The following is a 16,528-nucleotide window of genomic DNA, read 5'->3' as shown; positions in this document are numbered from 1 at the left end:
CGAGCCGGCACAGCCGGTGGCGGCCACCAGGACGGATGACCCTATAAGTGACAACGCTGTACGCCTCAACACCCTGAACTCCTCAACGTCGACGCTGACTGAATGAGATATGTGGTGGCCTCGAATTCAACACTCCGTGCGACACGGTGAGAACACACCTGCATCGGCTTCGTGTTGATGGCTGCTATTCATGGAGACCGTCCGGCCTCCGGGATAAACCGTCACACGAGAATCCCGGCCCTCCGTAGGCCATCCCGCCTTCTAATTGCCCGTGCTTCTGGAATCTCGAAGAAACGGGATTCGCTGACGGTCAACGGGCGGGCGCTGGAAACTCGGCGACGATCGGGGCGTCCGCCGATATCGGACCGGCCGCGGAGGCACCTCCTGGGGAGCCGAGGGTAGTGAAGAAGGCCTCGCCGGCGTCGGTGAAGGCCGCCCACTCCGGCGGCACGTCCTCGGAATAGAAGATCGCCTCGACCGGGCACACGGGTTCGCAGGCGCCGCAGTCGACGCATTCGTCCGGGTGGATGTAGAGCATGCGCTCGCCCTCGTAGATGCAGTCCACGGGGCATTCCTCCACGCATGCCCGGTCCTTCACGTCCACGCAGGGTTGTGCGATGACGTACGTCATGGGGTATTCCTCCGATTCGGTTCCACGGTCCAGGCGTCGCGGCCTCGCAGCAGGTCCCGCAGAGTGCCGCCGCCTCCGCTCCTGGCTGCCTGCTGCCGTACCAGGTCGTCGTAAGTGGGTCGCTGAGCCGCCCGGAATACCCCGACGGGCACGACCGGGCCGTGGTCTCCGCTGTCCAGCCGGGACAGGGCGAACGCCTGCGTGGGGTCGCCGGCCGCGGCGTCGTGCACGACCAGAGCGTCCTCGCCCGTCTCGGCGATCGGGGCCACACGCAGTCCGCCGGTGCGGAGGTCGCGCGTGACGCCGTACTCTCCCTCGGCCCCGAAGCGCACCGGCTCCCCGTCGCGCAGTGGGATGACCCGTTGGACGCGCTCCCCGGGATCCTTCACAGCCTCGAAGGCACCGTCGTTGAAGACCGGGCAGTTCTGGTAGATCTCGACCAAGGCCGTCCCCCTGTGCTCGGCCGCCGCCCTTAGCACCTCGGTGAGCTGAGCGCGGTCGGAGTCCAGGGCTCGGGCCACGAAGGTCGCCTCCGCGCCGAGCGCGAGCGAGACCGGGTTGAAAGGGTGGTCGACCGAGCCCAGGGGGGTCGACTTGGTGACCTTCCCGGGTTCCGAGGTGGGAGAGTACTGGCCCTTGGTCAGTCCGTAGATCCGGTTGTTGAAGAGCAGGATCTTCAGGTTGACGTTGCGCCGCAGGGCGTGGATGAGGTGGTTTCCCCCGATGGACAGCGCGTCACCGTCACCGGTGACCACCCAGACGCTGAGATCCGGGCGGGTGACGGCGAGGCCGGTGGCCAGGGTGGGGGCTCGCCCGTGCACGGAGTGTATTCCGTAGGTGTCGAGGTAGTACGGGAAGCGGGACGAGCAGCCGATGCCCGAGATGAAGACGATGTTCTCGCGGCGCAGTCCGAGTTCGGGCAGGAAGGACTGGACCGCGGCCAGTACGGCGTAGTCACCGCAGCCGGGGCACCAGCGGACCTCCTGGTCCGAGCGGTAGTCCTTGGCGGTCTGCGGCCCGTCGGCCAGGGGCACGCCGTCCAGGCCGTGCCTGCCCGGCATGCCGAGCTCAGTCGTGCTCATGCCGATTCTCCTTTGATCACGGATACGAGGTCGTCGGCGAGCTCCTCGGCTCCGAAGGGCCGGCCGGTGACCTTCGAACGGCTGACCACGTCCACTCCGTACGCGGCGCGCAGGAGCCCGGCGAGCTGGCCGAGGTTCATCTCGGGCACCACCACCTGCCGGTAGGCACGCAGCACGGCGCCGAGATTGCCCGGGAAGGGCCGCAGATGCCGCAGATGGGTCTGGGCCACGGGCAGTCCGCGGGCCCGCACCCGGCGGCAGGCCGCACCGATCGGCCCGTACGTCGAACCCCAGCCGAGCACCAGTACGTCCGCCCGCCCGTCGGGGTCGTCGACCTCGACGTCGGGCACCTCTATGCCGTCGACCTTCGCCTGGCGCAGGTGGACCATGCGCTCGTGGTTGGCCGAGTCGTAGGAGATCGTTCCCGGGCCGTCGGACTTCTCCAGGCCGCCGATCCGATGCTCCAGGCCCGGCGTCCCCGGGATCGCCCACGGCCGGGCGAGGGTGGTCCGGTCGCGCAGATATGGCCAGAACGCCTCCGAACCGTCAGGGGCGTTGGGCCCGGTCGCGAATTCCACCCGCAGGTCCGGCAGGTCCTCGGGCTCCGGGATCCGCCACGGTTCGGAGCCGTTGGCCAGCGCTCCGTCCGACAGGAGCAGGATCGGGGTGCGGTAGGTGAGCGCGATCCGGGCCGCTTCCAGGGCGGCGTCGAAGCAGTCGCCGGGCGAGCGCGGAGCGATGACGGGCAGCGGGGCCTCACCGTTGCGGCCGTGCATGGCCTGCAGCAGGTCGGACTGCTCGGTCTTGGTGGGCAGGCCGGTGGACGGGCCGCCGCGCTGGACGTCGATCACGACCAGTGGCAGCTCGGTCATCACCGCCAGTCCGAGGATCTCGCTCTTCAGGGCGAGCCCCGGCCCGGAGGTGGAGGTGACTCCCAGCGCCCCGCCGAAGGCCGCGCCGAGGGCGGCGCCGATCCCGGCGATCTCGTCCTCCGCCTGGAGTGTGAGGACGCCGAACTCCTTGTGGCGGGCGAGTTCGTGGAGGATGTCGGAGGCCGGGGTGATCGGGTAGCTGCCGAGCAGCACGGGAAGGCCCGCCCGCTGCCCGGCGGCCGTCAGCCCGAGGGCGAGCGCGGTGTTGCCGGTGATCTGCCGATACGTGCCGGGCGGCAGATTGGCGGGGGCGATCTCGTAGGTGGTGGCGAACGCCTCCGTGGTCTCGCCGTAGTTCCAGCCTGCCCGGAAGGCGGTGACGTTGGCCTCGGCCACCTCCGGGCGGCTGGCGAACTTCCGCCGCAGGAAGGTTTCCGTGCCGGCGGTGGGACGGCCGTACATCCAGGCGATCAGGCCGAGGGCGAACATGTTCTTCGCCCGCTCCGCGTCCTTGCGGGACAAGCCGCTGTCAGCGAGCGCAGCACGCGTCAGGCTGCTCATGGGCACCTGGTGGACGACGTGCCCGCTCAGGGTTGCATCCTCCAGCGGTGACGTCGCATAGTTCGCGCGCTGCAGGTTGCGGCGGGTGAACTCATCGGTGTTGACGATCACGGTCGCGCCCGGCGGCAGGTCGGCGGCGTTGGCCTTGAGGGCCGCCGGGTTCATCGCGACGAGCACGTCGGGGCGGTCGCCGGCGGTGAGGATGTCGTAGTCGGCAAAGTGCACCTGGAACGAGGAGACACCCGGCACCGTGCCCTGAGGGGCGCGGATCTCGGCAGGGAAGTCCGGGCGGGTCGCCAGGTCGTTGCCGAATTCGGCGCTGTCGGCGGACAGCCGGTCACCCGCGAGCTGCATGCCGTCACCGGAATCGCCGGCGAAGCGGATGACGACGCGCTCCAAGGGCACGGGAGGACGCGGGACGGTTCCTGAGGTGATGCGCGAGGTCATAGCTGTCCTCCTGGCCCGCTGCAGGCGAGCGGGGCACGCCGGTTCCGCGTAGCAAGCAGATGGGACACGAAAGCCCTCCAGGGCTCGGGAACAGGGGGCAGGACGGAATGCCGTCCTGTGGACGGCCGTCCAAGACGCAGCGTCCGGGACGGCGGGCGGTCAGCAGGCGCCGGACACCTCGTCGAAGGTGCGATGCGGGTCCCGCGGCGCCGGCTCGTTGAAGCAGAACCGGTCCGGCGTGCAACCACCGGTGTGCCGGTGGCGGACCGGCCCGCGTTCGTCGGGCATTCCGACGACATGCGGGCGCCAGACCCTCCACGTCCCGTTCCGCGAAATGAGGTCGGTTGAAGTCGCAGGAATTCCGGATGAGGCATGGCTACATCTCAGTTCGTTGTCAATCGGTTGGTGCCGGCGCCTGACGTGCTGTCAGTAGCTGAAGGTCTCGCTGAAGGTCTGGTAGGGCTCGGGCATGCGCGGCAGGTCCTGCGGCAGCTGGGTGTGGCTGTAGACCTTGTAGGTCTCCTCCTCGATGTCCGGGCGCGGCATTTCCACCGGGGGGCCGCCGACGCCCATCGGCGCGTCAGCGGTCAGGTCCGCCCAGCTCTCGCCGACCGGCGTGAAGAAGTCCGTGTAGACGTGCATGTGCCAGATCTTCCAGACGCCGTTCTCGCGGACGAAGTCGACGCCGTACTTCTCCCAGATCCAGTGCGCGACGGGCCTGTGGTCGGGCGGCATGATCTCGGTGACCTGGCCCGGGGAGTACCACATGCCCTTGGCCGTCTTCCCGTCGCCGGCGATCTCGATGATCGACGTGGTCAGCGGGTGCATGATCAGAGTTCCGGCGCCGAGGTTGTCGTCCGAGTCGTCAAGCTCGGGGTAGTGCTGGCGGAGCAGTTTGAGGTTGGCCCGCTGCATCAAGCGGCACAGCTCGCCGTAGTAGTAGTTGATGGACTCGTATCCGACGAAGTAGCCCTGGTTCTGCGCGAAGGTGGGTTCCGGGGTCTCCTTGACCCAGATCGCCTCCAGCTCCTCGGCGTTCTTGCCGAGTCCGTGGTAGTAGGCGTGCCGGCTCATCACGTTCTGGACCTCGTGGATGTCCAGGACCTTCTGGAGCTTCTGCTCGGTGGTCGGTTCCGCGGTCTCGCTCATGTACGGCTCCTCGTTGAGGTGGAGAGTCAGGCGGGCTGATCGGTGTAAGACCAGGTCTCGTCGAACGTCCGGTATGGCACGGGCGGGACCGGCGCCATCTCCTGGGCCGTGTCGACCTGGTAGGGCTGGTTGAAGGTGACCGGACGCGACGGGGGCGTCATGCCCTCCATGAGCTGCCCGGGTTCGGGGAAGTAGGGCGGCCGGTGGACCGAGGACTCGACCCAGTCCTGGTCGTAGGGGGTGCGGAAGGTGGTGTAGATGTGGAAGTGCCAGAACTTCCACGCGCCGCCCTCCTTGACGAAGTCGATGCCGTAGCGGCCCCACGACCAGTGGGCGATGGGCGGACCGTCCGGCCGGGGAAAGGTCTCGTGGCCGGGGGAGATCCACACGCCCTTGGCGGTCAGGCCGTCCTCGGCGATCTCGATCACGGGGGTGGTGGCGGCGTGCTCGGTCATGAGCCCCGGCATCTCCGGCGGGGCGCCGTCGACGTAGCAGCCCTTGACGGTCTCCGCGCCCTCGAAGACGCCCCAGTCCTCGGGCTCGAAGGTCAGGCCGGGTGCGTCCTTGGCGAAGAGCTTCTCGAACTCCTCGCCGTTGCGCCCCGCGGCGTGCAGGTACTCGTGCATGCCCATGAGGTTGTTGATCTCGTGGATGTCCTCCAGGCGTCGCAGCCGCCTGTCGAATTCGTCCTGGTCCTGTGCCATGTGGCGGTCCTTTACAGGGGCGGGAGGTCGTCGAGGGTGCGGTACGGCTCCGGGGGGACGGGGTCGTACGTCGCCACGCGGGTGACGGAGTAGTCGTTGAGGGTCGCGGTGGGCGGCCGGTCGGACGTCGTGGTCAGCGGTGGCGGCGCCTGCTCGCGCAGCGAGCTCTCGACCCAGCTGACGCCGTAGGCGGTACGGAAGCGCGGCACGACCCGCAGACGCAGGATCCGCCAGGCGCCGTCCTCCCCGTCCTCCTCGTAGACGAAGTCGACGGCGTAGTGCACCCACGCCCAGCCGGCCTCGGGCCCTCCCGCGTCGGGGTTGAAGCCCGTCTGCGCGGCCATCACCATCCACACGCCGCGGGCCGAGCCGCCGTCCTCGGCGACCTGGATGACCGGGGTCGTGAACGCGCTCTCCAGCAGCATCCCCGCGCGGTCGTCCTGGATGTCCAGCTCCGGGTACGCGGCTCGCATGCCCTCCCCCTTGCGGCGGGCCATCTCCAGCAGCGGCCCGACCAGCGCGGCGCGGGCGCCGTCCAGTCCCTCGTACACGCCCCAGTCGGCCAGCTCGACCGTCACGCCGGGGGTGTGGCGGGCGAAGGTGCCGATGAGGTCGTCGTAGTGGCCGGCCGCGTTGAAGAAGGCGTGGCGGCCGATGAGGTTGTGGATCTCGTGCACTGCCCTGATCCGGTGCAGTCGCTGGGCCCTGGTCAGGGTCGTCGAGGGTCCGGTCGACGTGGTCACCTCAGGCCTCCTTCGGCGGGTCGGTGTAGCCGGTGGTCTCCTGCCAGGTCCCGTACGGTTCGGGCGGCGGGGGCTGCAGGGCGGGGACCGCGTCGAGCGTGTACGGCTGGTTGAAGGTCACAGCCCGGTCCACCACCGGCATGCCGGGAACGACCTCTCCCTCTTTCGGGAAATGGGCGGGGCGGTTGACCGATGAGTCGACCCAGTCCTGGTCGTACGGCGTGCGGAAGGTGGTGTAGACGTGCAGGTGCCAGATCCGCCAGACGCCGCCCTCCTTGAGGAAGTCGACGCCGTAGCGGCCCCATGACCAGTGGGCGGCGGGAAGGCTGTCCGGCAGCGGGAAGGTCTCGTGCCCCGGGGAGATCCACACCCCTCTCGCGGTCAGGCCGTCACCGGCCACCTCGATGACGGGCGTCGTCAGGGTGTGCTCGATGAGCAGGCCTGGGGTGCCGGCGGGGAAGGGGTTCTTCTCCACGTAGGCGTTCCAGATGTGGTCCCAGCCGTCCCACACACCCCAGTCCTCGGCCTCGAAGGAGACACCGGGGGCGTCCGTCGCCCAGCACTCCGGGAGTTCGCGGTCGTTGAGGCCGGCCGAGTGCAGGTACGCGCGCCGGCCCATGAGGTTGTGGATCGCCTGGACGTCCTCCAGTCGCTGGAGTTGCCTCTCCAGATCGGGTGTGACGGTGTCGTAGTCGTCCAACTCTGCTCATCCCTTGTGGTCGGAGGTCGTGGTCGGAACCGTCGTGGTCGCAGCGGTGGTGGGAAGTGAGCGCCCTGGGGAGGCGGGCGCACGGCACTGCTCGGGACGGGTCTTGATGGGCATCGCGGGGCAGCTCGCCGACGGCTTGCCACCAGCCCGGTCACCGGTGCCGTCCCAGCCCCGTCACCGGCGGGAAACAGCCGGAACACGTGTTTCGGCGGATGCGCGGGGGCTGCGATCGTCGCCGGAGAAGGCGGTGCCGGGGGTGACGGGGGTGACGGCGGTGAAGGGTGCGGTGATGCCGTGTCAGGCGTGACGCACGAAGCCGCGGAGCGGCCCCGGGCGGGATCCGTTTCTCAGCAACGTACGGGCGCTGGGCGCCGCGTGGGCGGGGCGGCACGGCCGGCCCGTGTGCATCACCGTGGAAGCCTTCTTGCAGCCAGTCGGCGTGGGCATCGAGCCGCCGAGAGCGCTCATGGACGGTCCCGTGTCATGGCGGCGACCGTGGGGCAAGGAAACGGGCCGCCGCGTGCCATCGGACCGGACCGGCACGCACCCCACGGCGAGCATGCCGCCGCAGCGGCCCAGCTCGGACGTGATGGTGGTCATGCGGTGTTCCTTCGGCTCTGGGGACCCCGCTCACGGAACCGACAGCGAGGCCGGTGCGAGCGGAGCGGACTAGGCGGCTCCGGGGTCCTCACAATAGCGAGCACCGTGCGTGGCCGGAAGCGATCGGAAATCGCGTCGCAACATGGATGGCATGCGACATGAATATGTGCCGTACGACCCCTTGTGCGACCTGCAGGAATGGGGCAGGACCGCACTCATGAACCGACCCCGTGGCGACTCTGCGTCGGCTTCGAGATGAGTCCGCGCGCGACGGCACTCAGCCGGATCCCCTGATCCTCAACCCTGTCGACAAGCACGTTGACCGCCCGCAAGCCGTGTGGCAAGCGGTATCACAGCAGCCCTCTGACACGGCTCCGGCACGGGCCCGCAGAACTCGTTGTTGACGTGGCGCGTAAGCGCCGCTCGCCTGCCCGGGGAACGAGGCGTCGGGCACGTGTAGGCACGCACGGGCCACGACCGGCTGCCCGGACTGCTGCGCAAACGTTTCGCGGCCGGTGCTGCCGGGCGGACACCGCCCTGCGCGCCGCGCTCGCCGACCGACGGGGAACGCGGCAGCCGACCGTCAGGATGTGCTGTGCCTGCGGCTGCCGCACACCGCTGGCGGCGGGCTGGTGGGGGCGGCTCGTTGCACCGCACGGCGAGTTCGGGCGCATCGCCGTCGCCCCGGACGGGCGCGCTGCCAGTGAGGCGGCACCGGGTACCTGGCGACCATGGCCTCGATCGGTGCCGTGCTCGCGACCTACGGCGCCGGCCCTTCGCTCCTGTCTGCGCGGACAGTGTCGACACGCGGCGTGCGGCCCGCTGCGGTCGGTCGGCACCCGGACTGGTCTCGCGCTCGCCCGGTGTGCAACGCGGGTACCAGCGTGATCGTGGTCGGCGGCGGGCCGACCTGGCCGCTGACCTGGCCCGGCTCAAGGGCCGGGTCGGCTTCGATGCCCGCCGGTACAGCGCCGCCCCCGGCCCCTGCTCCCCGCAAAGAGCAACGGCGACCGGCAGTTCATCGCCAACGTTCTGGCGCGCGCCAGCCTGCCAACCACCCTACGAAGGTGGGTTCGCCGAAGCCGTCACGCCTGTCTGCGCCGCGCGTGCCGCCCGCCGAATTCCTCGGTGAGGGCGGCGATCAGCGAATCCCGTGCGCGCTGATCGCGGCCGTTGACGTCGGCGTGATCAGCGCGCACTCGCGGCGTTCGACGGGGCATGCCGCCGGTCAGCCGGCCATCGCGCTGTCGCCGCCGTCCACCATGAGGTTGGCGCCGTTGATGAACGCCGCCTCGTCGGAGCAGAGGAAGGCCGCGACCCTCGCGATGTCCTCCGGCTGTCCCACACGGCCCACCGGGATACGCGCCTCCAGCTGCGCCTTCGGCCCGTTCGGGTCATCGAGGAAGGGCGCGGTCGCGGAGGTGTGGATCATGCCGGGTGCGACGGTGTTGACGCGGATGTGGTGCGGGGCGCCGGCCGCGCACAGGTGCTTGCTCATCGCCAACACCCCGCCCTTGGCGGCACCATGCGGCACCATCGGCATGAACGGGGCGCCGCGCACGGCGGCGACCGACGCGACGTTGAGGACGGCGCCGCCACCCCGGGCGATCAGGTGCGGCCAGGCCGCCTGCGTACAGAAGTACGGGATGTCGAGTTCGTTCTTGATGGTGAAGTACCAGTCCTCGGCGGGCATCGTCTCGAATGGCCCGTTCCGCAGCGCCGAGGCATTGTTGTAAAGGATGTCGATACCACCGAAGGCCGCTATGCCGGCCTCGATCCACTCCCGGGCACCGCCCTCGGTCGACAGGTCGACGGGGGCGAGGGACTTCATGACTCCCCCAGCCTTCTCCACCAGTTCGAGCGTTTCCGCCGCAGCGTCGGCATCGATGTCACAGCCGAATACGGAGGCCCCTTCCGCGGCAAATACCTGGGCAGCAGCCCGCCCAATTCCAGCCCCTGTTCCGCTGATGAAGGCGATTTTTCCGGACAGTCGACCCATGATTGCTATATCCCTTGTTCCATGCCGCCGGAGTGCGGTACTTGAAGCGTAGGTACGCCGTATTGGCGAGAACAAGGATCCGTGCCGTCCAGGGACATCGCCCCTTCAGATGGCTGGTATGACCGCGGCTGCCGCCGCCCTGTCTGGGGCGCAGCCCCTCGGCGCCTCAACGAACAGGCCCACAATCGGAGACGGAAGAACAGCAAATTCGTGCGTGCACCGCCGCTACCCGCCCTCCAAGAGCGTCATTTCATGTCTGCACAGGATGGAGTGCGCCGTGCGCAGGTGATCGCCGGCCCATGCGCATGCCGGCCTGCGCGGGGTGAGGATGGATTTCCGACGGCACCACTACATGCCGCCTCAGAGCGTGGCTGTGCGTTCCACGTGTATCCGCAATGGTCACGAACAAATTCTGTGCCGTCCAGCGCCAGTTGAGGGAACGCCTTGCCATGGCCACGCATGCGGAAGCGAATCAGCCGTCGCTCGGAGGCGGATGGGCCCCTTCTCTATGCGTACGAGAACACGATGGCTGCGATCAGGCCGTCAGCTTCCTGGATGCCGACGGCCTGATCGCCGGGCGGGAGTACGGGGCGCGTGTCGAGTGTCAGCCGCGCGCCGCGGTGTGCTCGGCCAGGGCGGCTTCCGAGTCCGGCGCCGCGACCGTGGCGGCTCCGCGCGTCAGGAGGCGCGCCCCGATACCCAGCAGCGCGGCCGTCACCAGCGTGGCGCCCATCGGCAGACCCGTGTGCTCACCTCCGAGGCCGACCAGCGGCGAGACCAGCGCGCCGAGCCCGAACTGCAGGGCGCCCATCACGGCGGCCGCCGTCCCTGCCGCGTACGGGGCACGTCCGACGGCCAGCGCCGAGGCGTTGCCCAGGACGAACGTGAGCGAGCAGGTCAGCCCGAACAGGGCTGGCAGGACGGCCACGGCGGGCAGTCCGGCCGCCAGCAGCGCCAGCAGAAGGGCGGAGAGGAACAGCGCGGCGGCCTGCCCGGCCCGCAGCAGCGCGGCCGTGCTGAAGCGGCCCACGAGGCGGGCGTTGACCAGCCCGGAGAGGACTATGCCGCAGGCGTTGACCGCGAAGTCCAATGTGTATGCGGCGGTGGACAGGCCGAGGACGTTCTCGATGACGAAGGGCGAGGCCGAAATGTAGCCCATCAGACCCGCGAAGCCGAGCGCGAAGGCGAAGGTGTGGCCGACGTAGCCGCGGTCGGCGAAGAGGCGACGCATGACGCGGCCCGTCTCGGCGAGGCCACCGGCGTGCCGCTGTTCCTTCGGCAGCGACTCGGGGACCACGAAGAGCGAGCCGAGCAGCATCAGCGCGGATATGCCCGTCAGCACCCAGAACACACCGCGCCATCCCGCCGTACCGGCCAGCGTAACGCCCGCCAGCGGGGCGACGACGGGCGCGATGCCGCCGATGCTGGCGAGCAGCGAGAAGACCTTGGCCGCGGCCGGTCCCGAGGTACGGTCCACGGCGACGGCGCGGCCTATGACGATGCCCGCCGAGCCCGCGAAGCCCTGGACGAAGCGCATCGCGACGAGCATCCAGATGTTCGGGGCCAGGGCGCACAGGGCACCGGCCACGGTGACCGCGGCGGTGGCGACGCGGAGCGGGCCGCGGCGCCCGTAGCGGTCGGACAGCGGGCCGATGACGAGCTGGCCCACCGCGAGGCCGATCAGGAAGGTGGTCAGCGTCAGCTGCACGCTGGAGGCGCCGGTGTGCAGATCGGCGGCGAGCTCGGTGAAGGACGGCAGGTACATGTCCGTGGCGAAGGGAGCCACCGCGGACAGCAGCGCGAGGACCACGAGGAGCGGTCCGGACACGCCGGGCCTGGTCGGGATGGCAGAGGTTTCGGACATGGGGTTCTCCAGCGGCGAGCAGGCGCACGGCGGTTCGACGGGGCGTACGCATTGGCGCAGGGCCGTACGGCATTGGGCACACGTACGCCGGTCTGGCTGGGCGCACGAGCGATTTGCTTATGGATATATAAATGAACTCGCATGGACTCACGAGCCGCCATGTCACCCTCCGGGAATTCGCCCCGCCCCTGCGAGAGACCGCTCGCACCCCGCTGCGCGCGGGCGCCCGCGCGCCGGAGTCGACCCGCTCCCCGCGTCCGAGGCGGACAAGATGCGCGTCATCGTCCGTGAGCCGGGGGTGAGCCCCGGCCAGCTCGCGACCGAGATGCACATGAAGCCCAGCAATGTCAGTACGGCGCTGCGCCGCCTCGCCGAGCAGGACGTGATCAGCCGCGAGAGCGACCCGGTGGACCGGCGGGCCACCCGCGTCCTGCCGACGCCCCCAGCCGTCGAGAACGCCCGGCGCATCGAGGACACCTGGGCCCGCATGCTCGACGAGGTGCTGGACGACCTCGACCCGGACCACGCCCAGGCCCTGCCGGCACTGCGCGCACTGAAGGCCGCCTTGCGGACGCGTCACAGCGCCCCGCAGACGGCCTCCACGGAACCCGTCCGCCCTCCACTCATCAGGCCGGGGCGATCATCCCCGCCGACAGGTCGATGTCGGCCCCGCACAGGCCGGGCATCGCGAGCATCGCCACCAGCGCCTGCGCGACCTCGTGCTCCTCGACGAGCCGGCCGAGGGCGGCCCGGGAGGCGAAGTCGCGTTCGGCCTCGGCCACAGTGCAGCCGGTCAGTTCGGCGGTGAGCCGGAAGTTGCGGTCCATGCGCGGGCCTCGAACCGGCCCGGGGGAAAGGGAGTTGACCGCGATCCCGTGCGGTCCGACCTCCCCGGCGAGGTCCGGGTCAGGCCGAGCAGCGCCATCTTGGAGGCGGTGTACGGGGTCCGGTTGAGGAGCGGTCGTTTGCCGTGAGCGGCTTCACCGGGCCCGCGACGCCCGCGTTGTTGACAAGGATCGAGACGTCCTCGTCGTCGAGCTCGGCGGCCAGGGCCGTCACGGACGCCGGGTCCGACACATCGCACGCGGCCGTACGCGCCCTGCCGCCGTCCTTGACCACGCGGGTGGCCGCGTCTGCGAGTGCCGTCTCGTTACGTCCGACCAGGATCACCCGGGCGCCGGCGTCCGTTAGGGCCAGCGCGACGGCGCGCCCAAGCGGTCCGCCGCCGCCCGTGATCAATGCCGTACGGCCGTCCAGGGTCATGCGGTGTTCCAGGGCAGCTCGTCGCCGGCGGCCTTCGCGGCCCGTACGTCACCGGAGCGGGCGTGGCCCTCGAACAGTTCGACACGTGCCGCCCGTCCGCACAGCCGCCCGAGCAGTGCCTGGGAGTCGGTGTCGGTGACCTCCTGGTAGGTGACCGTCTTGAGGTACTTCCCCACCCACAGGCCGCCGGTGTAGCGGGCGGCACCACGTGTGGGCAGCACATGGTTCGTGCCGATGACCTTGTCGCCGAACGACACACAGGTGCCCTCGCCAAGGAACAGGGCGCCGTACTGGGTCATGCGCTCTAGCGCGAGGCGCGGTTCGGCGGTCAGTACCTCGACGTGCTCGAAGGCGAACTCGTCGGCGAGGGCGTACAGCTCGTCGAGGGTGTCGACGACGTGGACCTGGCCGTGGTCGCGCCAGGCGGGCTCGGCGAAGTCGCGGGTGGGCATGCCGGGCAGGAGGCGTTCCACCTCGGCGATGGTCTTCTCGGCGACCTCGCGGGAGGTGGTGATGAGGACAGCCGGGGAGTCCGGGCCGTGCTCGGCCTGGGAGAGCAGGTCGACGGCGCAGGTGAAGGGATCGGCGCCCGCGTCCGCGAGGACCAGGATCTCGGTCGGCCCGGCGAACAGGTCGATGCCGATCTCGCCGAAGAGCTGGCGCTTGGCCTCGGCGACGTAGGCGTTGCCGGGTCCGGCAATGAGGTTCACCGGCTGCATGGAGTCAGTCCCGACGGCCATGGCGGCGACCGCCTGGACCCCGCCGAGCAGCCAGATCTCGTCCGCGCCCGCCAGATGTGCGGCCGCGACGGTGGCGGCCGGGATCTCGCCGTGGATGGGCGGCGTACAGGCGACGACCCGGGGCACGCCCGCGACCTTGGCCGTGACGATGGTCATGTGCGCGGACGCGGTGAGCGGGTAGCGGCCACCGGGGATGTACGCGCCCGCCGCCTGCACGGGGACGTGCTTCTGCCCGAGCCTCACACCCGGCAGGGTCTCCACCTCGAACTCCCGCAGGGAGTCGAGCTGATGGCGGGCGAAGCCACGCACCTGGTCCTGGACGAAGCGGATGTCGTCGATGACCTGTTGCGGTACCGATGCGACGATCTTCTCGATCTCCTGGTCGGAGAGCCGGAAGGAGCCGGGGCTCCACTTGTCGAACTTCTCGGAGTAGGCGCGGACCGCCTCGTCGCCTCGTTCACGGATGTCCGCGATGACGCCGGTCACGGTCTCGCGCACCTGGTCGAGGGAGGCGGTCACCTCGGACTTGGGCACGGAGTTCTTCAGGATCGTTGCCACAACTGCGGCCTTTCTGCGGGTGGTTCGCGACAAAGGGGGTGTTAGACGGGGGGCGCCACGAAGAGCACGTCGGGGTCGTTGAACTGCTCCTTGGCGACCGACTCGCTCATCGGGTCCGCGGTGCCCCACTGGTCCTGGGTGATCGGGTCGTCGACGTCATGGCGGCCCGGGTGCCACAAGTCCTCTTCGAGGACGGCCAGTTCGGTCGTGTACTCGACGGTGTTGCCGTGCGGGTCGTGGAAGTACGAGAAGGTGTTGTCACCGGCGAGATGCCGGCCGGGGCCCCAGGTGAGCCGGGTCCCGGCGCGCAGTGCCCGCCCAGTGCCCCGCATGTACTCCTCGACCCCCCGCATCTCGAACGAGGCGTGGTGCAGGGACACATGGGGGCCGCGGGCGATCGCGAACGAGTGGTGGAGCGGGCTGCACCGCAGGAAGTACATGAGGTCGCCCATGTGCGTCGAGTGCAGGGTGTCGGTGAGCCTAAACCCGAGGTGCTGGACGTAGAAGTCCCGCAGCCCTTCCGGGTCCTGGGAGTTGACCACACAGTGCGAGAGCCGCACCGGGATCGCCTCGCGCTCCTCGATCTTCCGGTGAGTGCGGGTGGCGACATCCGCGGAGACCTCGACGACCCGCCCGTCCGGGTCGAAGAACCGGAAACCGTAACCGCCACCCGGAGTGTCCAACACCCCCGGTTCACCGATGAGTTGGATTCCGGCCCGACCGAGCCGTACATGCAGCTCGTCGACCGCGGCCGGCGAGACGGCACCGAAGGCGACCAGGTCCATCCGCTTCCGCTCGTCCTCGCGGATCCGGACGATGTACTGCTCGGGGCTGCCCTCGGCGGCGAAGAAGGCGACACCGCTGTCGTTCGCGACCTCGCTCAGGCCCCAGGTGGTGCCGTAGAAGGCGCGCTGGCGGGCGAAGTCCGGCACGGCCAGGTCGACATGGCGCAGATGGGTGATGGGCTGGAAGCTCATGCGTGGCTCCTGACGGTGTTGCGCTGGTGGCCCAGACCGGTGATCTCCGACTCCACGACGTCTCCCGGCTTCAGGAAGACACCCCAGTGCGCGCCGTTGCCGGCCGGGGAGCCGGTGAGCAGTAGGTCGCCGGGGCGCAGAGTGGTGGTCGTGGAGACGTACGCGATGAGCCGCGGAATGTCGAAGATCATGTCCTTGGTGGACTCGTCCTGACGGACGACTCCGTTGTGCCGCAGGGTGATCCGCAGGTCGTTCGGGTCGCCGACGAAGGCGGCCGGGATGAGGAAGGGTCCGGTCGGCAGGAAGGTGTCGGCGTTCTTGGCAGTGAACCAGTCGGTGCCGATGGCCTTGAGGTCGGGTCGGTAGAGGCGGTCGCGGGTGGTGAGGTCGTTCGAGATCGTGTATCCGGCGACGTACTCCATCGCCTCCTCGGCCGGGATGTTCTTGCCCGGCTTGCCGATGACGAGGGCGAGTTCGAGTTCCCAGTCGTGCTGCTCGCCGAGCGCGGGGAGCACGATGTCGTCGTAGGGGCCGCAGATCGCGCGCGGGGAACCGAGGAAGACATACGGCACTCCGTTGCGGGCGCGTTCGTCCATCATCAACTCGGCGTCGGCGCGGGCCTCTTCGGGGGTGGCGCCGTGCACGCTCTCCTTCTCGGCAGCGACCAGATCGACCACGTGTTTGCGGTAGTTGGCGCCGCTCTGCAGGATCTGGCCGGGCTCGACGGGGGTCAGGACGCGCAGCGCGGCCAGGTCGTGCCAGGTTCCGTCGGAGGACCGGGCGAGGTCACCCAGCCGGGGCAGCCAGGTCTCCCAGTCCTCGACAAGTGCGCGGACGGAGGGCACGAAGTCGGAGAGGTCGCGCACACGTGAACCGGTGACGAGGCCGGGGAATCCGTCGCCTTGAGCAGCGAACGTGCCGAGCGCGAAGGGTCCTGCATGGCTGGGGAGTCGGTCTGGCACGGGCTTTCTCTCCTCAGAGGCAAATGGGATGCCACTGACGCTAGGCAGCACGGGCGGGCGGCGGAAATACCGATCTGCGATGCCTGGCATCACCGTGCTGCGGGCCGCCTGAAAGCTGGTGATCGGCAGCCCATCGCCGTACGGGATGCATGACGTCCCCCTTGCCGATGCCTCGATCCGTTGACGGTGCATCCACCGCCCGAGCAGGGTCGGAGCACCAACGGACCCCCAGCAGGTGAGCCGCGAAGGATCGCGACACCGGCCACGCCTTGGCAGTGCCACATCAACACGGCGCGCTCCGGAGGCGACCCAAGCTTTGAATGAAAGGCGTACGTGTGATCGTCGAGCACGCCGAGCTGGCCGTCACGGCCGGCCGTGAGGCGGAATTCGAGGCGGCCTTCGAGGAGGCCCGCAAGGTCCTCGCAAAGGCGGACGGCTTCCGCTGGACTGAGCTACTGCGCTGCGAGGAGCGGCCCGAGGCCTATCTGCTGCTGGTCGGCTGGGAAGAGTCGGTCGAGGCCCACACGGTGGGCTTCCGCGAGTCGGAGCGCTTCCAGCGTTGGCGCGCCCTCGTCGGTCCGTTCTTCGCCAAACCGCCGACCGTCGAGCACTACCGCAAGCTCGGCGACCACCTCACCGGCTGATCTGCCCCCCTCCCTCCCTTTTT

General features: G+C 69.6%; 16 protein-coding genes and 1 pseudogene. 2 read left to right on the top strand and 15 right to left on the bottom strand.

The window, feature by feature from the left end; all coding sequences use genetic code 11:
- Positions 1-310 precede the first annotated feature (310 nt).
- From fdxA to ABT114_RS45425, 10 genes are all read right to left on the bottom strand, one after another.
- Positions 311-631: a ferredoxin gene (gene fdxA, locus ABT114_RS45470; protein ID WP_351151816.1), complete on the bottom strand. Its 321-nt coding sequence runs from the start codon at positions 629-631 to the stop codon at positions 311-313.
- Positions 628-1,713: a 2-oxoacid:ferredoxin oxidoreductase subunit beta gene (locus ABT114_RS45465; protein ID WP_351151813.1), complete on the bottom strand. Its 1,086-nt coding sequence runs from the start codon at positions 1,711-1,713 to the stop codon at positions 628-630. The genes fdxA and ABT114_RS45465 overlap by 4 nt, the downstream gene beginning before the upstream one ends.
- A complete protein-coding gene (locus tag ABT114_RS45460) occupies positions 1,710-3,593 on the bottom strand; it encodes a 2-oxoacid:acceptor oxidoreductase subunit alpha (protein WP_351151810.1) in 1,884 nt (627 codons plus the stop codon). Before ABT114_RS45460 ends, ABT114_RS45465 begins: the two co-directional genes overlap by 4 nt.
- 159 nt (positions 3,594-3,752) lie before the next feature.
- Positions 3,753-3,881: a hypothetical protein gene (locus ABT114_RS45455; RefSeq protein ID WP_351151807.1), complete on the bottom strand. Its 129-nt coding sequence runs from the start codon at positions 3,879-3,881 to the stop codon at positions 3,753-3,755.
- Between the two features lie 138 nt (positions 3,882-4,019).
- The gene (locus tag ABT114_RS45450) at positions 4,020-4,742 is read right to left on the bottom strand and encodes a nuclear transport factor 2 family protein (RefSeq protein ID WP_351151804.1); all 723 of its coding nucleotides are present in this window, start codon (positions 4,740-4,742) and stop codon (positions 4,020-4,022) included.
- Between the two features lie 26 nt (positions 4,743-4,768).
- A complete protein-coding gene (locus ABT114_RS45445) occupies positions 4,769-5,446 on the bottom strand; it encodes a nuclear transport factor 2 family protein (RefSeq protein ID WP_351151802.1) in 678 nt (225 codons plus the stop codon).
- An 11-nt stretch (positions 5,447-5,457) separates the two neighbouring features.
- A complete protein-coding gene (locus tag ABT114_RS45440; RefSeq protein WP_351151799.1) occupies positions 5,458-6,189 on the bottom strand; it encodes a nuclear transport factor 2 family protein in 732 nt (243 codons plus the stop codon).
- Between the two features lies 1 nt (position 6,190).
- Positions 6,191-6,889: a nuclear transport factor 2 family protein gene (locus ABT114_RS45435; protein ID WP_351151796.1), complete on the bottom strand. Its 699-nt coding sequence runs from the start codon at positions 6,887-6,889 to the stop codon at positions 6,191-6,193.
- Between the two features lie 1,837 nt (positions 6,890-8,726).
- Positions 8,727-9,497, bottom strand: coding sequence for an SDR family NAD(P)-dependent oxidoreductase (locus ABT114_RS45430; protein ID WP_351151793.1), 771 nt, complete (start codon positions 9,495-9,497; stop codon positions 8,727-8,729).
- A gap of 604 nt (positions 9,498-10,101) precedes the next feature.
- Complete coding sequence (locus tag ABT114_RS45425) at positions 10,102-11,361, bottom strand: multidrug effflux MFS transporter (protein ID WP_351151790.1); 1,260 nt, start codon at positions 11,359-11,361, stop codon at positions 10,102-10,104.
- Here ABT114_RS45425 and ABT114_RS45420 point away from each other — a divergent pair.
- Positions 11,261-11,791, top strand: a pseudogene (locus ABT114_RS45420) (MarR family transcriptional regulator); the annotation flags it as partial. The gene ABT114_RS45425 and the pseudogene ABT114_RS45420 sit on opposite strands and share 101 nt — an antisense overlap.
- Before the next feature lie 196 nt (positions 11,792-11,987).
- Here ABT114_RS45420 and ABT114_RS45415 read toward each other — a convergent pair.
- The 5 genes from ABT114_RS45415 to ABT114_RS45395 all read right to left on the bottom strand — a co-directional run bounded on the left by ABT114_RS45415 (position 11,988) and on the right by ABT114_RS45395 (position 15,861).
- Positions 11,988-12,188, bottom strand: coding sequence for a Rossmann-fold NAD(P)-binding domain-containing protein (locus ABT114_RS45415; RefSeq protein WP_351151939.1), 201 nt, complete (start codon positions 12,186-12,188; stop codon positions 11,988-11,990).
- A gap of 79 nt (positions 12,189-12,267) precedes the next feature.
- Positions 12,268-12,624, bottom strand: a complete 357-nt coding sequence (locus ABT114_RS45410) for an SDR family NAD(P)-dependent oxidoreductase (RefSeq protein ID WP_351151787.1) — start codon at positions 12,622-12,624, stop codon at positions 12,268-12,270.
- Positions 12,621-13,922 (bottom strand): histidinol dehydrogenase, encoded by a 1,302-nt coding sequence (gene hisD, locus ABT114_RS45405; protein ID WP_351151784.1) that lies wholly within the window; start codon positions 13,920-13,922, stop codon positions 12,621-12,623. Before hisD ends, ABT114_RS45410 begins: the two co-directional genes overlap by 4 nt.
- Positions 13,923-13,963: 41 nt before the next feature.
- A complete protein-coding gene (locus ABT114_RS45400) occupies positions 13,964-14,899 on the bottom strand; it encodes a VOC family protein (protein ID WP_351151781.1) in 936 nt (311 codons plus the stop codon).
- Complete coding sequence (locus ABT114_RS45395; protein WP_351151778.1) at positions 14,896-15,861, bottom strand: fumarylacetoacetate hydrolase family protein; 966 nt, start codon at positions 15,859-15,861, stop codon at positions 14,896-14,898. Before ABT114_RS45395 ends, ABT114_RS45400 begins: the two co-directional genes overlap by 4 nt.
- A 335-nt stretch (positions 15,862-16,196) precedes the next feature.
- Between ABT114_RS45395 and ABT114_RS45390 the strand changes: the two genes are divergently transcribed.
- Entirely contained in the window at positions 16,197-16,505 is a 309-nt protein-coding gene (locus ABT114_RS45390) for an antibiotic biosynthesis monooxygenase family protein (RefSeq protein ID WP_351151775.1), read from the top strand.
- The last annotated feature ends 23 nt before the right edge of the window (positions 16,506-16,528 follow it).

The sequence above is a fragment of the Streptomyces sp. NPDC002088 genome, assembly GCF_040296605.1.
GTDB lineage: Bacteria > Actinomycetota > Actinomycetes > Streptomycetales > Streptomycetaceae > Streptomyces.
Note: the sequence above shows the minus strand (reverse complement) of the source record. Positions and strands in the feature narration are given on the sequence as shown.

What these genes read in the sequence shown, in the direction of transcription:
- fdxA (WP_351151816.1), bottom strand. Translation starts at nt 631, where the DNA reads ATGACGTACGTCATCGCACAACCCTGCGTGGACGTGAAGGACCGGGCA.
- ABT114_RS45465 (WP_351151813.1), bottom strand. Translation starts at nt 1,713, where the DNA reads ATGAGCACGACTGAGCTCGGCATGCCGGGCAGGCACGGCCTGGACGGC.
- ABT114_RS45460 (WP_351151810.1), bottom strand. Translation starts at nt 3,593, where the DNA reads ATGACCTCGCGCATCACCTCAGGAACCGTCCCGCGTCCTCCCGTGCCC.
- ABT114_RS45455 (WP_351151807.1), bottom strand. Translation starts at nt 3,881, where the DNA reads ATGCCCGACGAACGCGGGCCGGTCCGCCACCGGCACACCGGTGGTTGC.
- ABT114_RS45450 (WP_351151804.1), bottom strand. Translation starts at nt 4,742, where the DNA reads ATGAGCGAGACCGCGGAACCGACCACCGAGCAGAAGCTCCAGAAGGTC.
- ABT114_RS45445 (WP_351151802.1), bottom strand. Translation starts at nt 5,446, where the DNA reads ATGGCACAGGACCAGGACGAATTCGACAGGCGGCTGCGACGCCTGGAG.
- ABT114_RS45430 (WP_351151793.1), bottom strand. Translation starts at nt 9,497, where the DNA reads ATGGGTCGACTGTCCGGAAAAATCGCCTTCATCAGCGGAACAGGGGCT.
- ABT114_RS45425 (WP_351151790.1), bottom strand. Translation starts at nt 11,361, where the DNA reads ATGTCCGAAACCTCTGCCATCCCGACCAGGCCCGGCGTGTCCGGACCG.
- ABT114_RS45415 (WP_351151939.1), bottom strand. Translation starts at nt 12,188, where the DNA reads ATGGACCGCAACTTCCGGCTCACCGCCGAACTGACCGGCTGCACTGTG.
- ABT114_RS45410 (WP_351151787.1), bottom strand. Translation starts at nt 12,624, where the DNA reads ATGACCCTGGACGGCCGTACGGCATTGATCACGGGCGGCGGCGGACCG.
- ABT114_RS45400 (WP_351151781.1), bottom strand. Translation starts at nt 14,899, where the DNA reads ATGAGCTTCCAGCCCATCACCCATCTGCGCCATGTCGACCTGGCCGTG.